A 24687-nucleotide genomic window follows, 5' to 3' on the forward strand; every position below is an offset into this window, starting at 1 on the left:
TTTTCGAAAAAACCCTCTGCCAAAGGAATGGCAAAGGGTTGTTAATAACCTTTTTTAGCTTACAAGCTGTGAAAGTTACGCACGGGAAGAGTATTTACCTTCACGTGTGTCAATCAGGAGAACGTCACCTTCGTTAATGAACAAAGGAACCTGTACGTTCAAGCCTGTTTCCACTTTTGCATTTTTGGTAGCGCCTTGTGCAGTGTTACCTTTAACACTTGGCTCAGTCTCGATGACTTTCAACTCAACGCTTGTTGGCAAGTCAATTCCGAGAATTTCACCTTGGTAGCTAACGATCTTAACGACCATGTTTTCTTTCAGGAAGTTCAATTCCCATTCCAGTTGATCACTAGTCAATGTGAACTGATCATATGTTTCGTTATCCATGAACGTGTGCTCTGTACCGCTTGCATACAGGTAGGATACGCCACGGTTTTCGATGATGGCACGACCAATCGTTTCGCCTGCACGGAATGTTTTTTCAACGGTGTTACCGTTACGCAGGTTTTTCAATTTGGAACGTACAAAGGCAGCGCCTTTACCTGGTTTAACGTGTTGGAAATCAAGCACGGTATAGATATCGTTATCTACTTGCACGGTCAAGCCTGTTTTAAAATCGTTTACTGAAATCACAAAAAATCCCTCCTGATATGGTTAAAAAGTAGGTGATATAAGACGATGGGTTAATGTTATATGTAAAATGAGCCCAAGAAAGGCCACCTCGTTCACTTCGATTGCAGTACCATCCTCCGATCGCTGTTATCCCCAGATTTTTTTAATCCCATTATCAATGGGAAAATCCGGTGATAAAGGCGAACGCTTCGCTTCTTCAGATTGGTTCTGCACTCTCCGTTATGGTGAAATTTCTTATTTTCAATTTAAATAACACATTAAAAATCGTCTTATATCCCTGTGGCTGTAAATTAGCCGATTACGGTGAACTTCTTGTCCGACTTCGTGAGAATATGAATACCCGTCTCGGTAATCACTACGTCATCCTCGATACGCACGCCGCCAAGCCCGTCAATATATATACCCGGTTCAACGGTAACAACCATACCCGGTTTCAATACATCGTCGCTAAGCTTGGACAAGCGAGGAGCTTCGTGAACTTCCATACCCAGACCGTGGCCTGTGCTGTGTCCGAATTGATCTCCATATCCGTGACCTGCAATAATATCACGAGCCAATGCATCTGCTTCCCGTCCGGTCATGCCCGGTTTCAGGTTCTCCAGCGTATGTAACTGAGCTTCCAGTACAATGTCATAAATTTTGCGCAGTTCAGGTACAGGTGTACCCGTTGCAATGGTACGTGTCAGATCTGAACAGTATCCGTCCAAAAGTGCACCAAAGTCAAATGTAATTAACTCATTCTGTCCGATGACCTTGCTGCTCGCTACACCGTGAGGCATAGCAGAACGTTCACCCGATGCTACAATGGTGTCAAACGAAGAGGACGTTGCTCCATGCTTGCGCATGAAAAACTCCATCTCCAGATCCACTTCACGCTCCGTCATACCTGGTTTTGCAAACTGCAAAACGTGGCTGAACGTGGCATCCGCCAGATCTGCTGCTCTCTGCATGACCGCGATCTCTTCTTCATCCTTGAACATACGAAGTTGTTCCACGATCCCGGATACAGCTTTCAGTTCAATAGATTGAAGTGCTTCAGCATAAGCGGAATGCGTGCCAAATGTGACACTATCCTGCTCGAAGCCCACTTCTTTGATATTTGCGGATGCCAGTAGTTCACGCACCGTATCCATCGGCTTGGCTCCATGCTCCACAACGGTAAATCCTTTGGCTTGCTGAGGCGCTTGTGACATATAACGGAAATCAGTCAGCAGATATGCGTCCTGTTCCGTAATCAGCACATATCCCGCCGAGCCTGTAAAACCCGTCATATAACGACGGTTAATCGGGTTTGTAATCAGCATTGCTGTGAGTTCATGCTCACGCATGGCTTCACGCAACTTATTTACTCGTTTGTTTTCCATCGGTAACCCTTCTTTCTCTCACATTCCCGGGTTCCCGGCTCAGGTTTGTTTGTCCAGATGACGCACAAGAGCCAGCAATCCCAGTTCATAGCTTACTTCGCCAAATCCGGCAATCTGCCCGATTGTTTCCGCTGCAATCACTGAATGATGTCTGAACGCTTCGCGTGCATGAATGTTGGATAGATGTACTTCAACCGTAGGGACTTTAACAGCATTGATTGCATCACGTATAGCATAGCTATAATGGGTAAATGCTCCGGCATTCAGTATTATTCCGTCTGCCTCACCCATCGCTGCATGAATGCGGTCAATGATGTCCCCTTCATGGTTCGATTGATAAAAAGCGATGGAGACGCCAATTTCATCAGCCTGTCTGCGAATTTTGTCCTCAATATCCTTCAGACTAAGCGTTCCATAGATGCCCGGTTCGCGTACACCAAGCATGTTCAGGTTCGGACCATTGATCACAATAATTCGTTTCATCGCTGCTCCACCCTCTCTGCAAATAACCATCTGCTATTTTAACACAGGCATTGCCGGATTGAGAAGCTTTTTTGCGCTATGCCCCCGCTTGCTCCGGCTCGCGTTTGCGTTCGTCCGTGTACTCCATGGCTACCGTGTAACCAATGAACAGCCCCCATAACAAAAAGAAACAGAGTTCCGTGATGATTGAATCCCACGTTAAACCGTTCAAAGGTTTCATCATCCCCAGTTTTGGTCCGACCAGTATAAAGAGAATCAGCCACCAGACGATTCCATACACCATGCCGGGTAACGGCCCTTTCAGTTTTCTAATCGTGAACGTGTAGAGTAAGGATGCCAAGATGGAAAAGACGATAAAAAACAGCCAGCCTGTCAAATGTCCTGCTGCGGTATATATATATTCATGTTTGAAAAAAGGCTCGGCCAGAAATCCGACAGGTACAATCGTAAAATGCAACAGATAGAATAGCCAATGCAGTCCACCCCAGATAAAACCGGCAAAAAAGCCAAGCTCTAACGCAAAGGAAAATGGCTTGGTGTAGTAGTGTGCTTGACCTTGCCTCTGGGTAGGTCGCCTGCCCTTGTCTTTTTGCTGCCGCTCATTGGGACGTTGACCTTCATCTTGTGATGTATTTTCATGCTTACGTTCTGTCATCGATATTCTCCTTCATTCAGTTGATAATCCCGCATTATGCCTCTAATTTCCGCTCCGATTCTAAGAGGTAGTATGTTCAAAACAGGACAATCTTAACAACATCCTTCAAGGTTTGACTCACAAACTAGAAATTGGTCTCAAAATTCGATACAATAGGGTTATTAAACTGCCTTTGATCGCGAAGGCCTAGAACAGAATAGGAAGGTGAATAATTTGCCTCAACAATCCAAGCCTGTCAGCTATGGGGGGCAAGCTGTCATTGAAGGCGTAATGTTCGGTGGGAAACATGTCAACGTTACAGCTGTTCGTAGAAAAGACGGCGAAATTACGTATCTGGAAGTTCCCAAGCAAGACAAGTCCTGGGTCACGAAATTGCGGCGGATTCCTTTATTACGCGGAATTGTCAGCATTATAGATTCAAGTGTCAAAGGTAGCAGACATCTCAATTATTCTGCTGACGCCTATGCTGATGATGAACTGGAACCGGAAGAGAAAGCCAAGCAAAAAGAGAAAGAAGGTTCGGGCTGGAGCCTAAGCATGATCATTGGTGTGACCGCCGTCGCCATCCTTTCATTCCTTTTTGGTAAAGTTGTGCTCACATTGCTTCCTGTTGTTATCGAGAATTTTCTATTCAAAAATGCATTCGACAATCAGTTTTTGCATAATTTACTGGAAGGCGGCATTAAGCTGATCCTGTTACTCGCTTATCTGTGGTTAATCTCACAGACGCCGATGATTAAACGTCTCTTCCAGTATCATGGAGCGGAACACAAAGTAATCAGCGCACATGAAGCTGGTGAAGAACTGACACCGGAGAACGTGCAAAAGTACAGCCGACTGCACTACCGCTGCGGAAGCAGTTTCATTATGTTGACTGTCATTATTGGAGTGTTTCTATACTCCCTCTTCACGTACGATAACCTCTGGGAACGGATGGGTCAGCGTCTGTTGTTATTGCCAGTTGTGCTAGGCATTTCTTTTGAACTGTTAAAGCTCACGAATTCAGTACGTGATATTCCTGTACTGCGTTATCTCGGATACCCGGGATTGTGGCTGCAATTGCTGACAACAAAAGAACCGACCAACGAGCAGGTAGAAGTATCCATTGCTTCGTTTAACCGTATGCGTGAGTTGGATGCCAAGCTTGCCAATGTCTCTGCTACGTCAGAAGTACCTGTTGCAACACTCGATCCTGTGAAAGGGTGAATGATATGAACAAGCAGGCAATCTTATTTTGGACGTTCATCGCACTAGCTGCTGTTGGAGTCTTGACTTGGCTGGGGAACGCTAGTCCATCCAGGATCATTATTCCTCTGGTCGTGTTCGGAGCCGTATTCCTGCTGTACAAATATCCGCCTCGTCGCTGGGCACAAAAAGCCAAATCACCAAAGATTAAGCCATCTGCACGAACCATGGCGAAAGTCAATGCACAGTCCAGTGCCAGAAAGAGCAGCGGCTCTTCAAAGAAACGCAAGGATTATCCTTTCCAAGTGATTCAGGGACAAAAAGGGAAAAGCGATGAAGATATACCGAAATTTCACTAAAAGGCACTGAACATACAAAAAAGCAGTTCTCCCAACATGCGGAGAATTGCTTTTTTCGCGTTTATACAGGAATCAGAGGTGGAGCTTCTGCCTGTTTCTTGCGCAATTCTTTTCGTTGTTTGTCCAGCTGTTCACCATACACTTTCATATTCCACCCGTTGAAAAATTCACTCCCTGCGGTAGCGCCTGATCGATATAAAGCTGTGCTGTCCTGTAACGATAAATGAAATTGCGTCGGTTTAATCCCAAGCGTTGGTATCTTCACTGTCCGAAACCGGTTAATCTGTTCGATGTAACGTTCATCATGTGCTGTGAGCATCGTCTCTACAAGGGCCTGAAGCATGCTTAGCGGTCCTTTAATCCGGGCAGGTTCCACTTCCGTCTTCCCCACCATTTTGAATCCGACAACCGGAATAACGTCTCCTCCTCGTTCCGAGCGATCACCATCGAAGAGCCACAACGGAAAATTGCTAAGCAATCCACCATCCACGACATACACAAACTGATCTTGAAAAGGAAGTCCTTTGGAGAATACTGGCGATTTTCGTATGACTACCGGATCGAAAAAATACGGGATACTGCAACTCATACGTACCGCTTTTGCAACATCCAGCTTGGCAGGATCAATGCCGAACCGCCGAATATCGTCCGGCAGCACCAGAATTGTCCCATTGGATATATCGGACGCCGTAATAAGCAACTTGCCTTGTGGCAAGTCAGCGAATGTGCGAATCCCTTTCTGCTCCAGCATCTTGCGAATCCATGATTCCAATGCCTCCCCCGAATACAAACCTTTCTTCAAGAACAGCCTCGCGGCGGGTCCGATCCATCGGGTATTAAATATGGGGGAACGACGCAGCAATGAAACAAAGGGGGTATTCTCAATAATGACTTTCATCTCCTCGGCCCTGTAACCGGCCGCTAGCAGAGCAGCAACAATGGAACCGGATGATGTGCCTGCCACTCGATTAAACTGAATGCCGCAGTCTTGAGCACCCTGCACAGCACCTGCAAGCGAGATCCCTTTGACGCCTCCACCTTCAAACACCGCGTTAATTAACATAACAAAAAACCCCCGTTCTCCAGGCAGCCACGTTTCTACTGCCACTCTATGAGAACAAGGGTTTGTCTTATCACTGTATTGTTAAAATGTTTTATAGACCATAGTAGGCTTTTAATTTGGCAATCAAGCCTAGAGGGTTCTTCGTCAAGTACTGTGAACTAAAGAAAATATCCCCTTTGACCGAACCATACTTCTTGTTGTAGTTCAGCTGATCGATGATCTCCTGTGAAGTCTGCCAGCCAATTTCCGGCGTACCTAACTTATAAGGAGAGTGACCGATATACAATTTTACATTTGTGTTAGCCACTTCATTCGCCCACCAGTCGACAACTTTGTCGTATCGGGCTACGTTCAATGTCATACTCCAATACACCTGCGGAGCGACATAGTCGATCCACTCTTGGTTAATCCATGTCCGCACATCTGCATTCATGCTGTCATATGCGGTTACTCCTGCTTTGGTATCAGAACCTGTCAGATCAACAGATTTGTTACGCCACACACCAAATGGACTAATTCCATATTCAACGTTAGCTTTCGCTCTGTGAATGCTCTGCCCGAGCTGCTTGACGAACTGATTGATATTGTCCCGACGCCATTCAGCACGGTCTTTGGTATTCAATGTGTTATAAGTTTTGAAAGCTGCATCATCATTAAAAGTCACATTGGATGGATAGAAATAATCATCCAGATGTACACCATCAATATCATACTGATTGACCACTTCCATGATCGTATCGATAATATGCTGTCTGGCTTCCGGGATACCCGGGTTAATGTACATTTTGCCGGATGCATTCACAATCCAATCGGGATGAAGCTTCGAGATATGGTTTGCAGCCAAGTTTGATGTACTTGCTGAGTTCGTTGCTCTAAACGGATTAAACCAGGCGTGGAACTCCAGGCCCCGTTTATGTGCTTCCTCGACCATAAACGCGAGGGGATCATAACCTGGATCTTTACCTTGTGTTCCTGTCAATACGCTGTTCCAAGGTACCAGACCTGAAGGATAGATGGCATCCCCATTGGCTCTCACTTGGACAAATAGGGCATTAATGCCCATACCTTGCAACGTATCTAGCTGTTTTGTATACTCCTGTTTTTGCTTCTCTACATTTCCCTTGGCACCGGATGTAGGCCAGTCTCCATTCACAGTGGAAATCCAGGCTCCCCGCATCTCTTCAGAAGCTGGTATAGTGCCCGTGCCTCCAGGCTCCGCTGGGGTTGCCGGGGTTGGTTCAGGAGTTGGGACTGATTCGTCTCCTGTGTACAGATCAATGGTCTGGGCTGACTGATTCCAGTTCACTCGAATGCCCAGGTTTTCACTGACGAAACGAATGGGTACCATGACCCGACCTTGTTTCAATTCGACCGATGCATCCAGACCAACTACAGCGTTATCCACAGTTGCCTGCTGGCGTCCGCTTGTCATAGAGATGACCGAATCGGATTTCTGAATGGTCACGGTACGAGTAGCTTGAGACCATAGAACAGACGCACCCAATCCTTCGCTAATAACACGCAGAGGCACCATCGTTACATTTACTTTGGGCAAGATGTAGGGTGATACATCCGATTCCAAACGGTTGCCGTCTAGAAAAATAGCGATTTCCTTCTGCCCGGCCGCTTGTGCCGTCATGCCTGCTGTCTGTAATCCAAGTACAAAAATGAGCAGCAGCATCAATCCTTTACGAACGTTCATTAGTGCAGTCCTCCAAAATCATTATAAATTTGCGGTAAATTCTACTAGTTTAATAGACGCTCCTACCGTTCGTTTAGTTGCGAAAATCACCAAATTATGGTGTGATTGCACACAAAAAAATGCTTCCTGCCATTGAAACGGCAAAAAGCATCCTTTGATCACGGGATACAATTCATTGTATATCACCATGTGTATTCCACTGCTGAAACTTAAGACTCCGTATTACTCATGACGTCCTGAAGGTTTTTGAGGTCACGCAACCGGCTCTCATCCTGACGGAAGTATTCAACCAAGGACTCGATGCATGTAATGGAGTCCCAGCTCAGATGATGTTCAATGCCTTCAACATCATTGTAGATATTTTGTTCCTGAACACCAATCGTTGTCAAAAATTGTTCAAGCAGATGATGGCGCTCCATCAAACGTTTGCCCATCTTTTTGCCTTTTGGCGTAAGCACCAGTCCGCGGTACTTTTCATAGATCAGGTACTCGTCTTTGTCCAGCTTTTGGATCATCTTCGTCACCGATGAAGGATGTACTTCCAGTCCTTCAGCTATATCAGACACACGAGCATAGCCCTTTTCATCAATTAATTTGTATATACGCTCCAAATAATCTTCCATACTGGGCGTTGGCATCTGCTTCCCTCTTTTCTCTCTGACCGGCCCCTATTCGTGCCTGGTCCCTATCTTATAATGATACATGTTATCAATACGCATTGGCAAGTCCTGCACAGTTCGGAGCGCGCTGTTACACAAGTAATTGGCAGGCGTGACTTCTCCCCAAACGAGGCAAACTAAGCAAAGTTCCGCATCGAAAGGAGTGATTTCGTGAGTACAAGTGTAGCCTCACCGCCAGTTCGTAAAGCAAAAGGTACTAAACCCTTTATTCCCGATTTGGTGTATTTTGAACCCGGTGCGTTGGAATATGATAAAGGCAAACGGATTATGGAGTGGGTGACATCCAAAAACATACCTTATCAGATGACCACATCCCATAACCGAATCACAAACTTGCCGGGTGAAACCGAACAAGAAAAGTACCGGATGGCAAAGCGCACTCTGGTCGTTGGTGTGCGCAAAACACTCAAGTTTGACCAGTCGAAACCTTCAGCGGAATATGCCATTCCCATCTCTACCGGCTGTATGGGGCACTGCCATTATTGTTATCTTCAAACTACCCTTGGTGCGAAACCTTATGTCCGTGTCTATGTTAATACCGAGGAGATCATTCAGGCTGCAAAAGGATACATTGAAGAACGCGCGCCTGAAATCACGCGATTTGAAGCCGCCTGTACGTCTGATCCCGTAGGACTCGAGCATATCACGGAGAATTTAAGTGACCTGATTCGTTTTATGGCGGAAGAAGAATATGGACGCTTGCGATTCGTAACCAAATATCATCACGTTGATCCGTTGCTGAACATTAAACATAACGGCCACACCCGGATCCGGTTTAGTGTCAATTCGGATTATGTCATCAAAAACTTTGAACCGGCTACTTCCAGATTTGAAGAACGCATTGAAGCTGCTGGTAAAATTGCACACGCCGGTTATCCCCTGGGCTTCATTATAGCTCCGATTATGTGGTATGAAGGATGGGAAGAAGGATACTCGGAGCTGTTGCAGAAGCTGGCAGATACGCTTCCAGAGGAAGCAACCAAGGATCTTACCTTTGAGATGATCCAGCACCGTTTCACCAAAACGGCTAAAGCAACCATTGAGAAACGTTATCCAAAAACCAAGCTGGAGATGGATATCGAGAAACGCAAGATGAAATGGGGCCGCTGGGGTCAGTACAAGTATGTGTATAAGGATGACCAGCAAGATGCGCTGCGCGAATTCATTACGGAACGGATCTTTGAACATTTTCCACTAGCCAATATTGATTACTTCACCTAAATAAAAAACGGGACTGCCCATAACGATATGCTGGTATAAGGGGTTCCTAACAAACGATTAAAAAGCAGGTTACATGACCCAGAGTGACTCTGGTAACATGTAGCCTGCTTTGTCATGCATTTTTTAATTCAAATTCAGTTCATCCGTTTAAATGATCATCCAGTCTGGTGTAATCTGCTGCAACCAGATCGTAATCTTCGTCATCTGATCTGTAAAAAGCAATACCCCAAGGAACAACATTAATGCTCCCCCGACTTTCATCATGACATTGGAATACCGTAAGATCCAGCGTGTCGAACCGATGAAAAAGGCCAAAATAAAGAACGGGATTGCAAACCCTGCCGTATAACCTGTAATCAGCGCCAACCAGGTTGTGGGCTCACTTGCTGCCATAGCAATGATCGCTGTTAGAATGGGACCAATACAAGGCGACCAACCTGCTGAGAAACCAATACCAAATATAAAAGAGCCCAGATAACCTGCTGGTTTCCATTTCATATCCATCTTGCGTTCCTTCATCAGAAACTGTGGCTTGAACACACCAAGCAAAAATAAGCCCATAAGCATAATCAAAATCGCAGACAATTGCCGAATCAGTTCACGGTTATCATTGAAAAATTGGCCAAACAGTCCGGCACCAAGGCCAAGCGAATAAAATACAGCCGAGAAGCCTAAAATAAACGCCAGCGTGTGCGTCATCGTCTTAAAACGGACTTCTCGCTGATTGCGGTCATCCTTCAATTGTTGCACCGTCATACCTGTAATGTAGGAGAGGTATGATGGATACAGCGGAAGACAACATGGTGATATAAATGAGACCAAGCCTGCTACAAAAGCCATCCATACATTAACATCAGGCATGAAGCGGATGTCTCCCTTCCCCGGGCTCTCGTGCTTGTTCGTTTAGCCGTCAGGCTCGGAACCCTTTTTTTCCAATCATCGTCAGAATTAGCATCATGATCAGCAATAATACAATCGTTGCTCCAGGTGCGAGGTTCCAGATACCTGCTACGACCAGTCCAAGGACTACGGCAATTTCGCCAATCACCACGGACAAAATAATGGCGGATTTGAAACTTCGGGCCATTAACAGGCTGACCGCTACCGGAATGGTCAATAACGCTGACACCAGAAGCGCACCAACAATCTTGATCGCCGTGCTAATGACAAGTGCTGTCATCACAGTGATTAACATGTTCAGAATTCTCACAGGCAACCCTGTAACCGCTGCCGCATCTTCCTCAAAGCTGAGCAGGAAAAATTCCTTATGTAACAATGCCACTACAATCACCACGATCAGCGTAACCACACCTACAAGCTTCAGATCCGTAGCGTCTAATGTATATATACTGCCGAACAAATAACTCATGACATCTGCATTATATCCTTTGCCCAGCGTGAAGAACAAGGAAGCAAGAGCCACGCCACCGGACATGATAATGGCAATCGATAATTCGGCGTAACTCTTGTACGCTTTGCGCAATTTCTCTATCGCAAATGAAGCAAGCACGGCAAATATCAAGCCCACTGCAATGGGATACACTTCAATCAGGAATCCAAGTGCAACACCGGCAATGGTCACATGAGACAAGGTGTCTCCGATCATGGATAACCGCCGCAAGACCAGGAACAGTCCGATTAACGGAGCGGTAATGCCAATTAACAACCCACCCGCCAGGGCACGCTGAAAAAAATCACTCATTAATATTTCCAAAACAAACACGACTCCTTCGGCCTTACTCTAATCTAATGGGCCATAAATACGGCTAGCGTACCTGTGCAGTGGTATGTTGCAGATTGGTCTCAGCACAATCCTGTACCTCATGCGAATGACGGACATGAAAATTAATTTTGCCATTCGTTACCACAGCTTCAGAACCCAGATAACTCTCCATCCGATCCATATCATGAGACACCATTAGAAAAGTCATTCGATGATGTTCATGCATATGGGTAATCAGTTCAAAGAAACTGGCCTGTGATTCAGCATCAATACCTACGGTAGGTTCATCCAGAATCAACAGATCCGGGTGATTAATAAGCGCTCGTGCCAAAAATACACGCTGCTGCTGTCCGCCGGACAATTGACCAATACGTTTGTTCGCCAGATCCTCGATCCGCATGACTTGCAGAGCATCCGTGCACTGCTGCTGACATTTACGAGACATACGACGGAACATGTTTTTGTTATTATACAAGCCTGACATGACCACTTCACGAACGGTCGCAGGGAACAACGGGTTAAATGCATTCTTTTGCGGCACATACCCGATTCGGTCCCAGTCCTTGAACCTGCGGATCGACTGTCCGAATAGTTTGATATCTCCCTGCGCAGGAGGAAGAAGTCCTACCAGCATGCGCAGCAATGTCGTTTTACCCGCCCCATTGGAACCGATAATCCCGACAAAGTCCCGTTCCTGGGCCATAAAATCGAGATTCTCAATCACTCGCTGGTCCCCGTAGGAAAATGATAGTTTCTCGATCTCTATAATTGGATCATGACATAGTGGCATGATTTGCTGCATGGCAAAGCCGCCCTTCATTATATATAAGAATCCCATAGCGTCCTAAGAGCCTTCACCGTGAACGGTAAAGACTCTTCGATCTGAATTCTTCATTCTATCTTATTTTAATGCGATCAGCAGATTTTGCAAATTTTTCTCCATGAGGGTGAAATAATCATCCCCGTTTGTTGCCTGCTCCTTGGTCAATCCCTCAACCGGATTAAGGACCATGGTCTCCACTCCTGCTTCACTTGCCAGTGTTTTCGCCAATTTGTCAGATACCAGCTCTTCGAAGAAAATGTATTTAATGCCCTCATCTTTAACCAGTTTCGCAAGCTTCACAATATCCTGTCCTGTCGGTTCAGCATCCGGGGAAAGTCCCATAATGGCATGCTGGGTTAATCCATAATCACGTGCAAGGTAGCCAAACGCTTGGTGCGAGACAACAATCTCGTTGTTTGGTACGTTAGCCAATTCATCTGTAAAACGCTGATCCAGCGTCTCAAGCTTCGTACGAAGCTCTTCATAACGTTGTTCGTAACCTGCTTTGTGATCAGGGTCTGCCTCGACCAGACTATTTTTGATGTTTTCAGCCATGATCATGGCTGATTTCGGACTAACCCACGTATGTGGATCAATATGATGATCAGCGACATGTTCACTGGTAGCCTCATCTGTATGTTCATCTGCATGCTCGTCTTCGTGCTCTTCACCGTGACCGTGCCCATCATCACCCTCAGCAGTTAACAGTTTAACCCCTTCGCTAACGGCAACAGACTTCACCTGTGTATCGCTATTCAGCGACTTCAGGAAATTTGGCACCCATCCTTCCAGTCCAGCTCCATTATAGAGAAACAGCTGTGCCTTGGACGTATTAACAATATCCTGACTCTTCGGAGTCCAGTCATGTGGCTCTACTCCCGTTGGCAGCAGGTTAATAACATTGGCATCCTCACCACCGATTGCAGTCGTAAAAGCATATACAGGATAAAATGTCGTCACAACGTTTACCTTGCCTTCCACAATCTTCGCACTATTGGAACTATCCTGCCCACAAGCTGACAATACCAGCAAAGTGAGAATAAGCAAACCCGTCCAGAGTAACTTCATGTTGCCTCTTTTGCTCGTCTTCCCTATCCGGTTATCCTGAGCTTGATGTTGCACTTTATAAAATGTCATTATGATTCACTCCGCATCTCTTAATCGTAAACATTACTGAAAGAATTATAGGTAACCTGAACCTACTTGTCAAGCTATCCCGTCCTATTCATTCTTTCCTGAAGTACGGAGTTCATAACAGTATATGCTTGTTCTCTTCCCTTAAGTTGCGATTTATATCAACAAAAAAAGGGACCCGAATTACATCGGGCCACCTTGAGTCATAGTTACGACAGTATTTATATATTCATTTATATTTTATTTTACTTGTGCGCCATTAGGCATGTTGTCTGGTACTGTAGCAAGGGTAAGCTGGTCGCCATGGGACGCTGCAAGGATCATACCCTGAGACAGTTCACCACGAAGTTTCACCGGTTTGAGGTTGGTCACACAGATGACTTTGCGTCCAACCATCTCTTCTGGCGAATAGAACTTCGCAATTCCAGATACGACCTGGCGCTGCTCATAACCCAGATCGAGCTGCAATTTCAGCAACTTATCCGCTTTTTTGACCGGTTCGCAGGCAATGACTTGCGCGACACGCAGTTCAACTTTGGCAAAATCGTCAATCCCGATCTCTTCCGTGCCCTCAGGTGCAGTTACCGGTTCAACAGATGCTGAAGCTCCAGCATCTGCTTGACTTGTTTCAGGCTGTGCCGCTTTTTGGCCACCAGTCATTGCTTCGGAGATATAAGCAATTTCCTGTTCGGAATCCAAACGCGGGAAGATTGGATCACCTTTTTGCAAGGCGTTTCCAGTTGGAACCAGCCCCCATTGCTTGGATGAATCCCAAGCCGTAAGTTCACCTTCCTGAATGCCGAGCTGTGCCCAGATTTTATGAGGAGCACGTGTCAGGAACGGTTGCAACAGAATCGAAGCAATTCGCAAGCTTTCGATCAGGTGAGCCATAACGGATGCCAATTCATCGCGTTTTGCTTCATCACGAGCCAGCGCCCATGGCTGCGTCTCATCAATATATTTGTTGGTGCGGCTGACAAACTGGCTGATCGCTGTCAGTGCTACGGAAAACTGCAGGTTTTCCATCGCCTGTTCCGCTTTTTCCACTGTAGCATGGCCTGCTTCTTCCAGCGAAGCATCAAATTCCGTTACATTTGAAGCAAACGCAGGGGCTTTGCCTTCAAAATATTTGTCTACCATGGCAACGGTACGGTTCAACAGGTTACCCAGATCGTTCGCGAGGTCGGAGTTGACACGCTCTACGAAGCTCTCTGGTGTAAATGTACCATCGGAACCAAACGGTACTTCGCGCAGCAGGTAATAACGCAGTGCATCGAGACCGTAACGGTCAATCAGGGTAACCGGATCAACGACATTACCTTTTGATTTGGACATCTTGCCATCTTTCATCAACAACCAGCCATGTGCAAACACTTTCTTCGGCAAAGGCAAGTCCAGCGCCATCAACATAATTGGCCAGTAGATCGTATGGAAACGAACAATTTCTTTACCTACCAAATGTACATCCGCAGGCCAGAACTTGTTATACAGGGATGCATCGGATGAACCGTAGCCCAGTGCTGTAATATAGTTGGACAACGCATCAATCCACACGTAAACCACGTGTTTTGGATCGCCTTTAACTTTGACGCCCCATTCAAATGTAGTCCGCGATACGGCCAAATCTTCAAGACCTGGCTTGATGAAGTTGTTGATCATCTCGTTCTTACGGGATTCCGGCTGAATAAAGCCCGGGTTCTCTTCATAATATTTCAACAAACGATCTGCATATTTGCTCATACGGAAGAAGTAAGATTCTTCTTTGACCAATTCAACCGGGTGTCCGCTATCCGGGCTCTTGGCCGAGATAATCTCACCCTTCTCATTCTTCTCTACATCCACCAGTTGAGTCTCCGTGTAATACGTCTCATCCGGAATGCTGTACCAGCCTTCGTACTCACCTTTGTAGATATCTCCCTGTTTCAGCAAACGGTCAAAGATATCCTGAACAATGGTTTTGTGACGTTCTTCGGTTGTACGGATAAAGTCGTCATTGGAAATGTCCAACTTGTTCCACAGTTCCTTGATCCCCACAACGATATCGTCGATAAAAGCTTGCGGTGTCTGTCCTTTCTCTTGTGCCTTGCGCTCAATCTTCTGGCCATGTTCGTCGGTTCCTGTCAGATAATGAGCATCATAACCGCGTAGGCGCTTGTAACGAACCATCGCATCTCCTGCCACCGTTGTATACGCATGCCCAATATGCAATTTGTCACTCGGATAATAAATCGGGGTTGTCAGATAAAATGTTTTTTGGTCAGCCATGAATGACTTCTCCTCCTTCAAATGTTCCTGCTTCATGTGATCCCTTCGTCCAAAACAACTAAAAAAGAACACAAAAAACTCCCGCCCCTATGGGACGAGAGTTGCTCTCACGTGTTACCACCCAAATTCCCCATGTTTTTCGCAAAACACAGGCTCTGTCGGTCCTTCGACCGCCCATTAACGCTGGATCACGCCTCAGCCTTACGACAGCAGCTCTGAAATCACTGTCTGCACGCTCGAAAGAGGTTCCTCCGGGACCATATTCCATCCTCCTCCCAGACCGGTTCTCAGCTCATCCGGCTCTCTGCACTGGGGGTGTGTCTGTACTTATCCCTTCACTGGAAATCATATAGAAGTTGCTCAAAAAGTCTACTTTTGATTACGAATCATGCCTACCGGCATCATCAGCATCGAAGTTGAAATTCAGCCGAAATGTCCGTTGCTCACGTAGGTTTCCTACGCTCCGCTACTCCATTTCTAACTTCATCCCATCTTCTCGGTACTGAAAACCAGACTTTTTGAACTTGCACATATAGGAAAAATATACTGAAATGCGGACCCCTTTGTCAAGTGGACAGCATACTCAAGTTCAATCCTGGCCTGCTTCCAGACCACCCGAATACTTCAAGCTACATCGTTACTCTGATACCATCATGGATTTCTCCGCCTTTGGTGGCACCAGATCTACACCGCCTGGATGAAACGGGTGACATTTGGCAATACGTTTCGCTGATAACAACGAACCTTTGAGCGCACCGTGCACTTCAATCGCCTCCATGGCATAAGCCGAACAGCTCGGATAGAACCGACATGTTGGCGGTGTTAATGGAGAGATATAGTTGCGGTACACCCGAATGGGTGCCTGAGCAATTCTGCGCGATAACTTCATGGTCAGTGCTTCCCATGAGCGTGTGTATGTCCCGACGCCGCTTTGGCCGGAGCATGCTCTGCACAGTCCTTACAATATCCAAATACCTCGAACTTGTGGTCTACAACCTGAAATTGCTCAGGCGCATCCGCAAGCTGCATCGGGCAAAAAATAATAGGATATGTCTTCTGACACTTCAGACAGATCATATGATGGTGATGATGATCTTCACTACAGTGCGCTTTGAATTTAACGCCATCTTCGAAGATGACCTGTTCCAGTACACCCAGTTCCTGCATCACCCGCAAATTACGATATACTGTGTCAAAACTCAGTCCGCTGTAAGTCTTACCCATATATTCATAGACGTCCTTGGGTGTAAGATACCCGGGAGACTCGGCAAATAACCGGGCCAGTGTTTTCCGCTGATCGGTAATGCGAAGCCCCTGTGAGGACATGGTCGAAATAATCTGTTCTGTCGACAGCATGATCTAAAGCACCTCCTGTCATACGAGCATTTTGCATCATTCATAGAGCGACAGTTTATTCGGCAAAAACGAAAACTTTTGCTTTCTTGTATACCTCTAATAATGCATCAAATTACGATTAGAGTCAACGAAGACACCGGGTTAGGTCATTCCAACATCACATAAAAAGGACTCCATGCACATGCATTGCCATTAGTCTAGCTTGAGCTAATGACATTACATTTTGATGGAGTCCCTTCCTGACGGTTCAGATGATCAATCGTTCGGGCGACTTTTGGGGTGAACGGGTATATATGATATAAGCTTTCACTCCAAACCGTCCGTGCATGTTCATGATATTACTTTTCAGCCGGAAGCGGTGTAAACAGCAGGTTAACAGGCAAGTTACTTCCTGGTGCTGCCGAGAAGAGAATGGTTACACTCTCGCCGTACGAACCTGTGCGATACATTACACTTTGCTCATTAGGTGCAGTTACAGATTTACCTGTGGAAATCTGAACGACCTGTCCATTCACAAGTGCCACACCTGAGTATCTGCCACCACGAGGGTTGAATGAAATCAACGTGCGCGGAGCAACATTATTCAATGTAATTTTGTACAATACACCGAAGTTACCTGCGTTGGAAGCTTCCGTGTAAGCCATAGGGTCCGTTCCCACAAGGTTTGGATCACTTGCATTGTCTCCAAGTGGCAGACGTGCAGGCTTCGACCCTACTTCTTGATCATACGTAATGATCCGTGTTGCATTTGGATAGGTACCACGGTTGTGAACTCCATCACGATCCAGAACCGGCAGGCTCGACAACACTTCCATCGGGTCCTTATTTTCTTCGATCATGATAATGTTGTAATCCAGTTCATAGTCACTGAATACATCCGAATACAAGGAAATGACTTGTCCCTGTTTCATCGGAAGAACGCTCAGATCATTGAGAATCAGCTTGCTTTCTCCTGGCTGGATGTACACTTTCTTTTGTCCGGTACCATTCTGCATGGATTGGAACCAACGGTCAATGGACAGCTTTCCAGCTACCGTTGCAAAAGGAGACGGTCCTGCAAAACCCATGTTTTGCTGGTCAATGGACGCCGTGTATGCATTGTTGTTTGTCGCTACAACATACATTTTTACGTTTTTGCCCGTGTTGTTCACATGGTGAATCATGAAGCGTGTCTGTCCAAAGGAAGATTCCTTGTACACAATACCTTCTGTATTCACGGTTTCCGGGCTGTTACTGCGGATCAACAGACTTGGTTCATCATAATAAGTGAAAGGTACTTTCTCCAATGCCGGTACTCCACCACCGTCAAAAGTGAACTTCTCACCGACTGGTGTGAACAATTGATTGAAGTCAGTCACACTATAAAGTGTTTCTCCCGTAATATTGATCATCTTGGTATAGCTATTGCTAGCACCATGTTTATCGGTAACTGTAATCGTTACGGTCTTCGGTCCTGGAACAAAGAATGCAAGTGCATTGTTATCCCATTCTGTTTCTACAATTGCGTTCTCATCATCTGTACTTTGATCAATATAAGTGATTTTCTCACCCATTTTGTATTCTTCTTTATCTGTCGTAAACATCGCAACAGGAGGCAGATTTGGTCTTTCAACCTTAATCGTAACCGAATACGGATCACTCCATTGACCACTTGAATCCTGGACCGCATAGGTTACTGTGTATACACCTGGTTGGTCGAATGAATCCTGACGGCCTGTCCAACGCTCATCTACAATGCTGAGTCCCTTGGGAGAGCTGGATCTGGTTGTGTAGGTTACCTGGTCTCCGGCAAAAACCTCTTTTTGTACCGTGAAGCTTGCCACCGGTTTGGTACTCAGATTCAATACAACCGTTTTGGCAGATTGATTTACTTTATACGTAATGTCCAGAGCCTGTGTAATTGAAGTCAACGGCACCATGAACGTATTTTTTTGTTGATAAGCCGTGCCCTTCATCGTTCTGGACACACCATTAACGGTATAGATCTTGCTGTTTGTTTTGAAACGCAACTCATCTTCGCCACTAATAATGATCGTTTCTTTAGTTGTGTTATCATATTTGACATCATAGCCAACCCGATCAACGAGAGCACGGATCGCTACATAGGATACTCCATTTTTAACAGCCATCGGCTGTCCAGCAAGATACGTTTTGCCATCTTGCATCATTTTATTACTGTTCATATAAAGAGTGAGGTCTCCACCCCCGCCTCCAGCAACAGATGAACTGCCTGTAGATGGTTGCTCCACTTCGACTGGTGCAGGTGCTGGTGTTTCCTCAGCTGTACCTTCTTCGTCTGTAGGTTCAATTACCGGCTCAACAGGAGTCGCGTCTGTTCCTGTAGGAACATCTGTCTCAGGGTTCACTTCTTCAGTTGTTTCATTATTTGATGTTGGAGTGTTTGTTCCGGATTTCACTTCGGATTCCGCGATGGTTTGTTCTTTCTTCACAACCTCCACGGATTTAACTTTGGCTGTATTCACTGATGTAGTATCGCTCTGATCTGCTGATTGTGCATTGGCAGGAATCACTGCAAACGCCTGAAACACAGCAAAAGCGGTAAGTATGGACAATTTCTTCTTCAAATTCATTCTTTGTCTTTGGCTCCTTCTGCTCCCATTTTATAAATATCCCCCTCAAAAAGTCATATTATTAGACGCTTGGAACCGGGAAAAGTTGCTAAAAAGTTAAGAGGAGAATTGTAAACTTTTAATAGAAGGAAAATACTATGAAAATAGTTATCTATCAATTATCTTTTTAGCATTCATATCCCAAAATTAACCAATAGAAAATTCCAAAAAAAAAATCTCTCCAGGAGATGGTCAATCAGCACCATATCGCAGAGAGATGTAAGGATTGAATAGGCCTAGCGCAAACGGACAGGCAGACTTCCTGTTGGCTGCAGTCCACCGGTTAACACATGGGACAGTACCCGAACAACTGCAGGTGTATTCTCATACGTACACACATAACTTCCCGGCCTCGAAATTTCCAGCAGATCATATGGATTGCGCAGAGCAATGACAATCAGCGAATGATTCTTACTAAGCTTTTCAACCAAATACTGTTGCCCTTTCGGAAGATGACCTGCCGATGTGTACGTACATACGATAACTTGTTCACTCTCCGACACATCAGCCAATATCCGATCTGCTTCATCATAAGTGGGCTGAGTAGTAATTTTGTGCTCACGAACTGTGCCTCGCAGCTGCGATAACGCCATACCCAGCGATTCTGTATGGGACCATGGTTCATCCACCTCTGTCCGCTGCACAACCTCAGGCCAGATGACATACACGTCCTTCTCTGGGTCCAACGGCAGCAGCCCATCATTATGAACGATGGTAATACTGCTTGATGCAATCTTGAACAATGTCGATTCGTTTAATTCACTGGGATCACTGGGTTCAGTGGATTCAATGGATTCATTGTTTTTAACAGGTTCAACATCTGCTCCTTCGAACGTTTCACTCGCTTTCAGCGAAACAAGATGATCATTTTGCTGCCCACAGCGCTTTCTTTTCCATGTCATAATGCGTTCCAACGCCTGATGAATAACCTCTTCCGATACTCGGCCCGTTCGAACTGCTTCCACAATGGCTTCCAGCGCAGCAACCTGATCTTGCAAGGTATGACTCACCAGAATCAGATCTGCTCCTGCCTCCACAGCACGAATCGCAGCTTCAGCTACACCATATGGCTTGGATATTGCATGCATTTCAAGACAGTCTGTAATAATAATGCCTTCAAAACCCATTTCCTCACGTAGCAGACCCGTTAACACCTTATGTGACAACGTTGCCGGAATGGGCTCGGGCTCAATCGAAGGGAACATCACATGAGCTGTCATAATAGCATCAACGCCGGCCTCAATCGCCCGGCGGAACGGTAGTAGCTCCATCTGTTCCAGCCTGTTTCGATCATGAGGTACTGTAACGATACCAAGATGAGAATCTACGGCGGTATCTCCATGTCCCGGAAAATGTTTGGCAGTAGCAGCTATGCCCTGTGATTGATATCCGGTGATGGCTGCTACGCCATGAGCGGCCACACTTTCAGCATGTTCACCATACGATCGTACACCGATGACCGGGTTAAGCGGGTTGTTATTCACGTCGACCACTGGCGCAAGGTTCATATCAATACCGATGTTTTTTAACTCACGACCCAGAATTTGAGCACACTCCAGGGTATATTCCGGATTGCCTGTTGCACCAAGTGCCATATTACCCGGCACTTGGGTCATTCCCTCTTTATCAATCCGTGCAACCATGCCACCTTCCTGATCCACCGAAATCATGAGTGGTAGGGCCCCCGCTTCAGCAGCCATATCTTGCAGTTCGGCGGACAGCCGTGTCAATTGATCTATACTTTCGACATTCCGCCGGAAATAAATGACGCCGCCAATATGATAGTCACGGATTAAGCGAGTAATCTGTTCATCTGCGTGCTGACCGTGAAATCCACACATCAACAATTGGCCTACCTTTTGCTCCAATGTCAGATCATTCAAGGGTTTCATTCGACCTCTCCTCCCGTTTCCCTTGCTACTACGAACCCGATTGTTTACTCTGTCTGTACTCGGAGGGTTTCATGTGGAAGTGTTTATGAAACACCTTGGAGAAGTAACGGCGCTCCTTGAACCCTGTCGCTTCCCCAATCGCTGTAATGCTCCATTCGGTTGTACTCAACAATAAAGCGGCACTTTCCATCCGTTTCTGCGTCATATATTCCACAAAAGTAACACCCATTTGGGTTTTAAATAGCTGGCAGAAGTATCCCGGGCTGATTCCAAGCCAATCGGAGACTTCATCTATTCCCAAGTCCTGTTGCAGCCGTGCATCCATATACTCACATGCAGACAAGATCAGTTCCGATACAGAAGGACGTGGCTGCGTTTGTTTGCCCTGATAGGCATGGGTAACAACCTCTGCAAGTTCAAGGAGTTCCCTCATGGATACGGCCCCTTGCAGTGCATTCCAAAAATTCACTTCGTGCTCTTCAGCGAGGGCCTGCACTTCCCGCAGTTCACGAAGCATGTGCACAAGCATAAACCGAAGATTGGTTTCATCTACCTTGCTGAAGGATTGTCCTGAATTCCCCATTTGCTGTTTAAGCCGGTCCAATACATCACGTAACCCCTGCTTGTTCCCTTGACGAATCCACCGAGTAACAAGCTCCAGATCTTCTCTTGTAATCCATGTGTTAGCCCCTTTGGAAGCCGTATGATCATACGATAAGGCGGTTTTGGGACAACTCGCCTTCAGCACCTTGTCTTCACTCTCCGAATGGGACATCAGTATTTTTTGACAATGCCGGTATCGCTCCAGAATTTGACTTTCCAGGTTCACGGGCACAGCATCCTGAACAACCCTAACCTTCACACTTGAATCCAAGGACAATATCCCATTTAATTCGAGACACAGTTGATGGGCCAGTTCCTCTGAGCGACGTTTCCACTCCCCCGATGCCTCCAGCAGGATGCACCACTCACCTTTGCGGGTCGAAAGAATCTGACAGTCATCTATAATTCTCTCTGCCACTTCCCTAAGTCTGGAACTTACGATCTCATGCCATCGTTGATGCTGAAGCTCGGACCAGCCGATAGAATGGCGAAAATAACCGACTGCATCCACCAGCAGCAACGTATAAGGTGCAGTAGTTGTTATGAATTCAGGAACAGAGGCAGGATAGGCAATCTTCAAAGGTGCTTCTCCTCGCAACAGGTCAATCAACTGTTTATGTCTGATCCAGCTTTCCATCTCTTGGCTGCGATAACGTTCCGATTCGTTTGCCAGACGTTTCTTCTGGATCTGCCCGGCAAGTTCACGCAGTTTATGTTCAAGATTCAAATAATCAATTGGCTTACATATGTATTCATGTACGTTATACTTGATAGCGGTTCGAGCATATTCAAACTGCTGATAGCCGGTCAGTAAAATAATCTCACACGTTTCACCCTGCTCTCGCAGCAAACGAATAAGTTCCAATCCATCCATAGACGGCATCCGAATATCACACAAGAGAATGTCTGGATGACTTTCTGTTACTTTCCCCAGCGCTTCTAAACCACTTCTCGCTGTACCTGTGATTTCAATCCCCATCTCTTCCCAGGGTAAAATGTAGTTCAGATTCTCCAGAATCGGCAGCTCATCGTCAACCAGCATTGCAGTCAGACTCATCCGGCTTCCTCCTGCTCATATAATGGAATGATGCATCGAATAACTGTGCCATACCCCGGTGCTGAACATATAAATATGCCATACCCGGCCCCGTATTGAATACGAATTCGATCTGCTACACTTCGTAACCCCAATCCCCTGCGTTCCGTTATGGATGATAATGATTCCGCCCCTTCCGCGAGCATATCTTCCGGCGGATCTTCTGCCATATACTCAAATCGTGCGAGCATTTCCTGGGGAATACCGATCCCATTATCCTCAACACATAACACCAGATGATCCCGTTCTGCATATGCGCTTATCCGCAGTACACCTGCATAGGTGATCCCCTCAAACCCATGTTGAATACTATTTTCCACCAGAGGCTGGAGGGTAAGCTTAAGCAGAATTGAGCTGTATAAATGGGGTGGGATGTCAAGCTCATAGGTGAACAAATCACTGAACCTGTACTGTTGAATCTCCAGATAACTCTGCAAATGCCTTATTTCCTCACCCAACGGAATCTCCTCCTGATCCTGAATGCTGATACGAAGCATATTGCCAAGTCGGGTTACCATCTCGCTTACTTTGCGGCCCTCCCCTCGTAGCGCTAATCCATTAATGGACTCCAATGTGTTAAACAGAAAATGAGGTTTGATCTGGGCCTGTAGTACACGCAGTTCCGCTTGGGCCTTCTGCTCTTGCTCTGCCCGAACACGACGGAATAATCCCCCGATCCGATCCAATAGTTCATTGAATCCTTGCGCAAGCAGCTGCATTTCATCGAATCCTTTTCCTTCCACCCTCGCATTAAAATCACCATCATCCACACGACGCATAAACCTTACAAGTACAGCAATGTTACCCGTAATGCGATTCATGAAAAAAAGATTAAAGATCATCGCTGCGAGCAGGCATAACAGAATAATAATGACAGACCAACCGGCAAAGGCATTGGTTTCCGCAGATAAGGCTTCCCATGAAGTCACACTGACGAGACTCCAGTTATAGTTCTTCAGATGATATTGCGAAATGATACTCTCCTTGCCGTCAAAGACCGTTCTGACGCTACTAAAGCCAGGACCGTAACGGCTGGATTCAGCACCAAGGTTTTGCATGTTCTCACCGTTATATATACCTGCAGGATCATAGACGATCAGCCCTTCTTCATTAATTAACAGGAATGATGTATCCTGTGCCGAATCGCTGATTTGCAGGTGACGGAAGATCCGGTCGATCTCTCCTTTTTTGATCTGAACAACAAGCACGCCGATATTTTGAAAATAACTGAGTTCTTTGACCAGTCTGATCTGGGTGAAGACAGGCTCTACCCCGGTTAATTCGGGATATTCCAGAGGTGCGAGCCATTTGGGCACGCCATTGAGTTGCTGAATTTCGTTAAATAAGGGATGCACTTTGAATTGCTGAAAAGGAAGGGCTTGAAAATTTTCTTTGGTGAAAATGGATACAATCTGGTTGTTCTCGGACGAACGCAAATCATATAAAAAGGCATAACTGATGAACGGATAGTTATATAGAAGGGAACGGAAATTGCGCTGGCTGGCATTCAGGGATAACTGATTACCGGTTCCCAGATCCTGCTTGGTCGGATCTTTGGCGTTCAACGCCATTTGAAAAACCGATGTGGCTATCCCGTTGTCGGTCACATTGTTAATCTGCTGAAATACATTCTCGATATTGTAACTAATGGCCTGAAGCGCATATTCGGCCTGTTGATTGTATTTTTTCTCAATCGTATGTGATGTGACCAGAAACATGCCAATGCCCAGCGCACACATCGGTACAATAATCAGCAGCAGAAATGCCAAGGCCAGCTTCATTCGCAAGTTCATATCCCGTTCTCCCTATCAACTGGTTCA

21 protein-coding genes are annotated in these 24687 nt (G+C 46.0%); 3 read left to right on the plus strand and 18 right to left on the minus strand.

Going from position 1 to position 24687, the window contains the following annotated elements:
* Positions 1 to 75: 75 nt before the first annotated feature.
* The 4 genes from efp to MKY44_RS18230 all read right to left on the minus strand — a co-directional run bounded on the left by efp (position 76) and on the right by MKY44_RS18230 (position 3135).
* Positions 76 to 633: an elongation factor P gene (gene efp / locus MKY44_RS18215; RefSeq protein WP_017687580.1), complete on the minus strand. Its 558-nt coding sequence runs from the start codon at positions 631 to 633 to the stop codon at positions 76 to 78.
* A gap of 290 nt (positions 634 to 923) precedes the next feature.
* Positions 924 to 1997: a M24 family metallopeptidase gene (locus tag MKY44_RS18220; RefSeq protein ID WP_341008077.1), complete on the minus strand. Its 1074-nt coding sequence runs from the start codon at positions 1995 to 1997 to the stop codon at positions 924 to 926.
* A gap of 39 nt (positions 1998 to 2036) precedes the next feature.
* A complete protein-coding gene (aroQ, locus tag MKY44_RS18225) occupies positions 2037 to 2480 on the minus strand; it encodes a type II 3-dehydroquinate dehydratase (RefSeq protein WP_036614400.1) in 444 nt (147 codons plus the stop codon).
* A gap of 76 nt (positions 2481 to 2556) precedes the next feature.
* Positions 2557 to 3135, minus strand: coding sequence for a YqhR family membrane protein (locus MKY44_RS18230; RefSeq protein WP_017687577.1), 579 nt, complete (start codon positions 3133 to 3135; stop codon positions 2557 to 2559).
* A gap of 213 nt (positions 3136 to 3348) precedes the next feature.
* Between MKY44_RS18230 and MKY44_RS18235 the strand changes: the two genes are divergently transcribed.
* Both MKY44_RS18235 and MKY44_RS18240 read left to right on the plus strand, forming a co-directional pair.
* A complete protein-coding gene (locus MKY44_RS18235) occupies positions 3349 to 4341 on the plus strand; it encodes a DUF1385 domain-containing protein (protein ID WP_062835280.1) in 993 nt (330 codons plus the stop codon).
* A gap of 5 nt (positions 4342 to 4346) precedes the next feature.
* The gene (locus tag MKY44_RS18240) at positions 4347 to 4679 is read left to right on the plus strand and encodes a hypothetical protein (RefSeq protein WP_017687575.1); all 333 of its coding nucleotides are present in this window, start codon (positions 4347 to 4349) and stop codon (positions 4677 to 4679) included.
* Between the two features lie 61 nt (positions 4680 to 4740).
* On the opposite strand, the gene MKY44_RS18245 is transcribed toward MKY44_RS18240, so the two are convergent.
* The 3 genes from MKY44_RS18245 to mntR form a co-directional block, all read right to left on the minus strand.
* Complete coding sequence (locus MKY44_RS18245) at positions 4741 to 5742, minus strand: patatin-like phospholipase family protein (protein WP_074095701.1); 1002 nt, start codon at positions 5740 to 5742, stop codon at positions 4741 to 4743.
* A 91-nt stretch (positions 5743 to 5833) separates the two neighbouring features.
* Positions 5834 to 7444: a family 10 glycosylhydrolase gene (locus tag MKY44_RS18250; protein WP_341008078.1), complete on the minus strand. Its 1611-nt coding sequence runs from the start codon at positions 7442 to 7444 to the stop codon at positions 5834 to 5836.
* A 209-nt stretch (positions 7445 to 7653) separates the two neighbouring features.
* Positions 7654 to 8082: a transcriptional regulator MntR gene (mntR, locus tag MKY44_RS18255; RefSeq protein ID WP_036614415.1), complete on the minus strand. Its 429-nt coding sequence runs from the start codon at positions 8080 to 8082 to the stop codon at positions 7654 to 7656.
* Between the two features lie 192 nt (positions 8083 to 8274).
* On the opposite strand from mntR, the gene splB reads away from it, so the two are divergent.
* On the plus strand, positions 8275 to 9345 hold the full coding sequence (gene splB / locus MKY44_RS18260) for a spore photoproduct lyase (protein WP_145148917.1): 1071 nt from the start codon (positions 8275 to 8277) through the stop codon (positions 9343 to 9345).
* A 147-nt stretch (positions 9346 to 9492) separates the two neighbouring features.
* Here the strand turns inward: splB and MKY44_RS18265 are convergent, their stop codons facing one another.
* From MKY44_RS18265 to MKY44_RS18315, 11 genes are all read right to left on the minus strand, one after another.
* Complete coding sequence (locus tag MKY44_RS18265) at positions 9493 to 10206, minus strand: cytochrome c biogenesis CcdA family protein (RefSeq protein ID WP_076251009.1); 714 nt, start codon at positions 10204 to 10206, stop codon at positions 9493 to 9495.
* A gap of 49 nt (positions 10207 to 10255) precedes the next feature.
* On the minus strand, positions 10256 to 11059 hold the full coding sequence (locus tag MKY44_RS18270) for a metal ABC transporter permease (protein WP_017687569.1): 804 nt from the start codon (positions 11057 to 11059) through the stop codon (positions 10256 to 10258).
* Between the two features lie 52 nt (positions 11060 to 11111).
* The gene (locus MKY44_RS18275) at positions 11112 to 11870 is read right to left on the minus strand and encodes a metal ABC transporter ATP-binding protein (RefSeq protein WP_074096964.1); all 759 of its coding nucleotides are present in this window, start codon (positions 11868 to 11870) and stop codon (positions 11112 to 11114) included.
* Between the two features lie 99 nt (positions 11871 to 11969).
* A complete protein-coding gene (locus MKY44_RS18280) occupies positions 11970 to 13028 on the minus strand; it encodes a metal ABC transporter solute-binding protein, Zn/Mn family (protein ID WP_445670654.1) in 1059 nt (352 codons plus the stop codon).
* Positions 13029 to 13265: 237 nt separating this feature from the next.
* Positions 13266 to 15290, minus strand: a complete 2025-nt coding sequence (gene metG / locus MKY44_RS18285) for a methionine--tRNA ligase (protein ID WP_445670655.1) — start codon at positions 15288 to 15290, stop codon at positions 13266 to 13268.
* Between the two features lie 637 nt (positions 15291 to 15927).
* Positions 15928 to 16179, minus strand: a complete 252-nt coding sequence (yidD, locus tag MKY44_RS18290; RefSeq protein ID WP_076215726.1) for a membrane protein insertion efficiency factor YidD — start codon at positions 16177 to 16179, stop codon at positions 15928 to 15930.
* 2 nt (positions 16180 to 16181) lie between these two features.
* Positions 16182 to 16646: a Fur family transcriptional regulator gene (locus MKY44_RS18295; RefSeq protein ID WP_017687564.1), complete on the minus strand. Its 465-nt coding sequence runs from the start codon at positions 16644 to 16646 to the stop codon at positions 16182 to 16184.
* A 338-nt stretch (positions 16647 to 16984) separates the two neighbouring features.
* Entirely contained in the window at positions 16985 to 19237 is a 2253-nt protein-coding gene (locus tag MKY44_RS18300) for a stalk domain-containing protein (RefSeq protein WP_341008080.1), read from the minus strand.
* Positions 19238 to 19512: 275 nt separating this feature from the next.
* Positions 19513 to 21168, minus strand: coding sequence for a beta-N-acetylhexosaminidase (nagZ, locus tag MKY44_RS18305; protein ID WP_341008081.1), 1656 nt, complete (start codon positions 21166 to 21168; stop codon positions 19513 to 19515).
* A gap of 28 nt (positions 21169 to 21196) precedes the next feature.
* Positions 21197 to 22828, minus strand: coding sequence for a response regulator transcription factor (locus tag MKY44_RS18310; RefSeq protein WP_341008082.1), 1632 nt, complete (start codon positions 22826 to 22828; stop codon positions 21197 to 21199).
* Positions 22825 to 24660, minus strand: a complete 1836-nt coding sequence (locus MKY44_RS18315; protein WP_341008083.1) for a cache domain-containing sensor histidine kinase — start codon at positions 24658 to 24660, stop codon at positions 22825 to 22827. The genes MKY44_RS18310 and MKY44_RS18315 overlap by 4 nt, the downstream gene beginning before the upstream one ends.
* Positions 24661 to 24687: the final 27 nt, after the last annotated feature.

Source organism: Paenibacillus sp. FSL R7-0026, assembly GCF_038004485.1.
Lineage (GTDB): Bacteria > Bacillota > Bacilli > Paenibacillales > Paenibacillaceae > Paenibacillus > Paenibacillus xylanexedens_A.

Coding starts and splice junctions, on each gene's coding strand:
- MKY44_RS18220 (WP_341008077.1), bottom strand. CDS start 1,997: ATGGAAAACAAACGAGTAAATAAGTTGCGTGAAGCCATGCGTGAGCAT.
- aroQ (WP_036614400.1), bottom strand. CDS start 2,480: ATGAAACGAATTATTGTGATCAATGGTCCGAACCTGAACATGCTTGGT.
- MKY44_RS18230 (WP_017687577.1), bottom strand. CDS start 3,135: ATGACAGAACGTAAGCATGAAAATACATCACAAGATGAAGGTCAACGT.
- MKY44_RS18240 (WP_017687575.1), top strand. CDS start 4,347: ATGAACAAGCAGGCAATCTTATTTTGGACGTTCATCGCACTAGCTGCT.
- MKY44_RS18245 (WP_074095701.1), bottom strand. CDS start 5,742: ATGTTAATTAACGCGGTGTTTGAAGGTGGAGGCGTCAAAGGGATCTCG.
- MKY44_RS18250 (WP_341008078.1), bottom strand. CDS start 7,444: ATGAACGTTCGTAAAGGATTGATGCTGCTGCTCATTTTTGTACTTGGA.
- mntR (WP_036614415.1), bottom strand. CDS start 8,082: ATGCCAACGCCCAGTATGGAAGATTATTTGGAGCGTATATACAAATTA.
- MKY44_RS18265 (WP_076251009.1), bottom strand. CDS start 10,206: ATGCCTGATGTTAATGTATGGATGGCTTTTGTAGCAGGCTTGGTCTCA.
- MKY44_RS18275 (WP_074096964.1), bottom strand. CDS start 11,870: ATGCAGCAAATCATGCCACTATGTCATGATCCAATTATAGAGATCGAG.
- MKY44_RS18280 (WP_445670654.1), bottom strand. CDS start 13,028: ATGACATTTTATAAAGTGCAACATCAAGCTCAGGATAACCGGATAGGG.
- metG (WP_445670655.1), bottom strand. CDS start 15,290: ATGGCTGACCAAAAAACATTTTATCTGACAACCCCGATTTATTATCCG.
- yidD (WP_076215726.1), bottom strand. CDS start 16,179: ATGAAGTTATCGCGCAGAATTGCTCAGGCACCCATTCGGGTGTACCGC.
- MKY44_RS18295 (WP_017687564.1), bottom strand. CDS start 16,646: ATGCTGTCGACAGAACAGATTATTTCGACCATGTCCTCACAGGGGCTT.
- MKY44_RS18300 (WP_341008080.1), bottom strand. CDS start 19,237: ATGAATTTGAAGAAGAAATTGTCCATACTTACCGCTTTTGCTGTGTTT.
- nagZ (WP_341008081.1), bottom strand. CDS start 21,168: ATGAAACCCTTGAATGATCTGACATTGGAGCAAAAGGTAGGCCAATTG.
- MKY44_RS18310 (WP_341008082.1), bottom strand. CDS start 22,828: ATGAGTCTGACTGCAATGCTGGTTGACGATGAGCTGCCGATTCTGGAG.
- MKY44_RS18315 (WP_341008083.1), bottom strand. CDS start 24,660: ATGAACTTGCGAATGAAGCTGGCCTTGGCATTTCTGCTGCTGATTATT.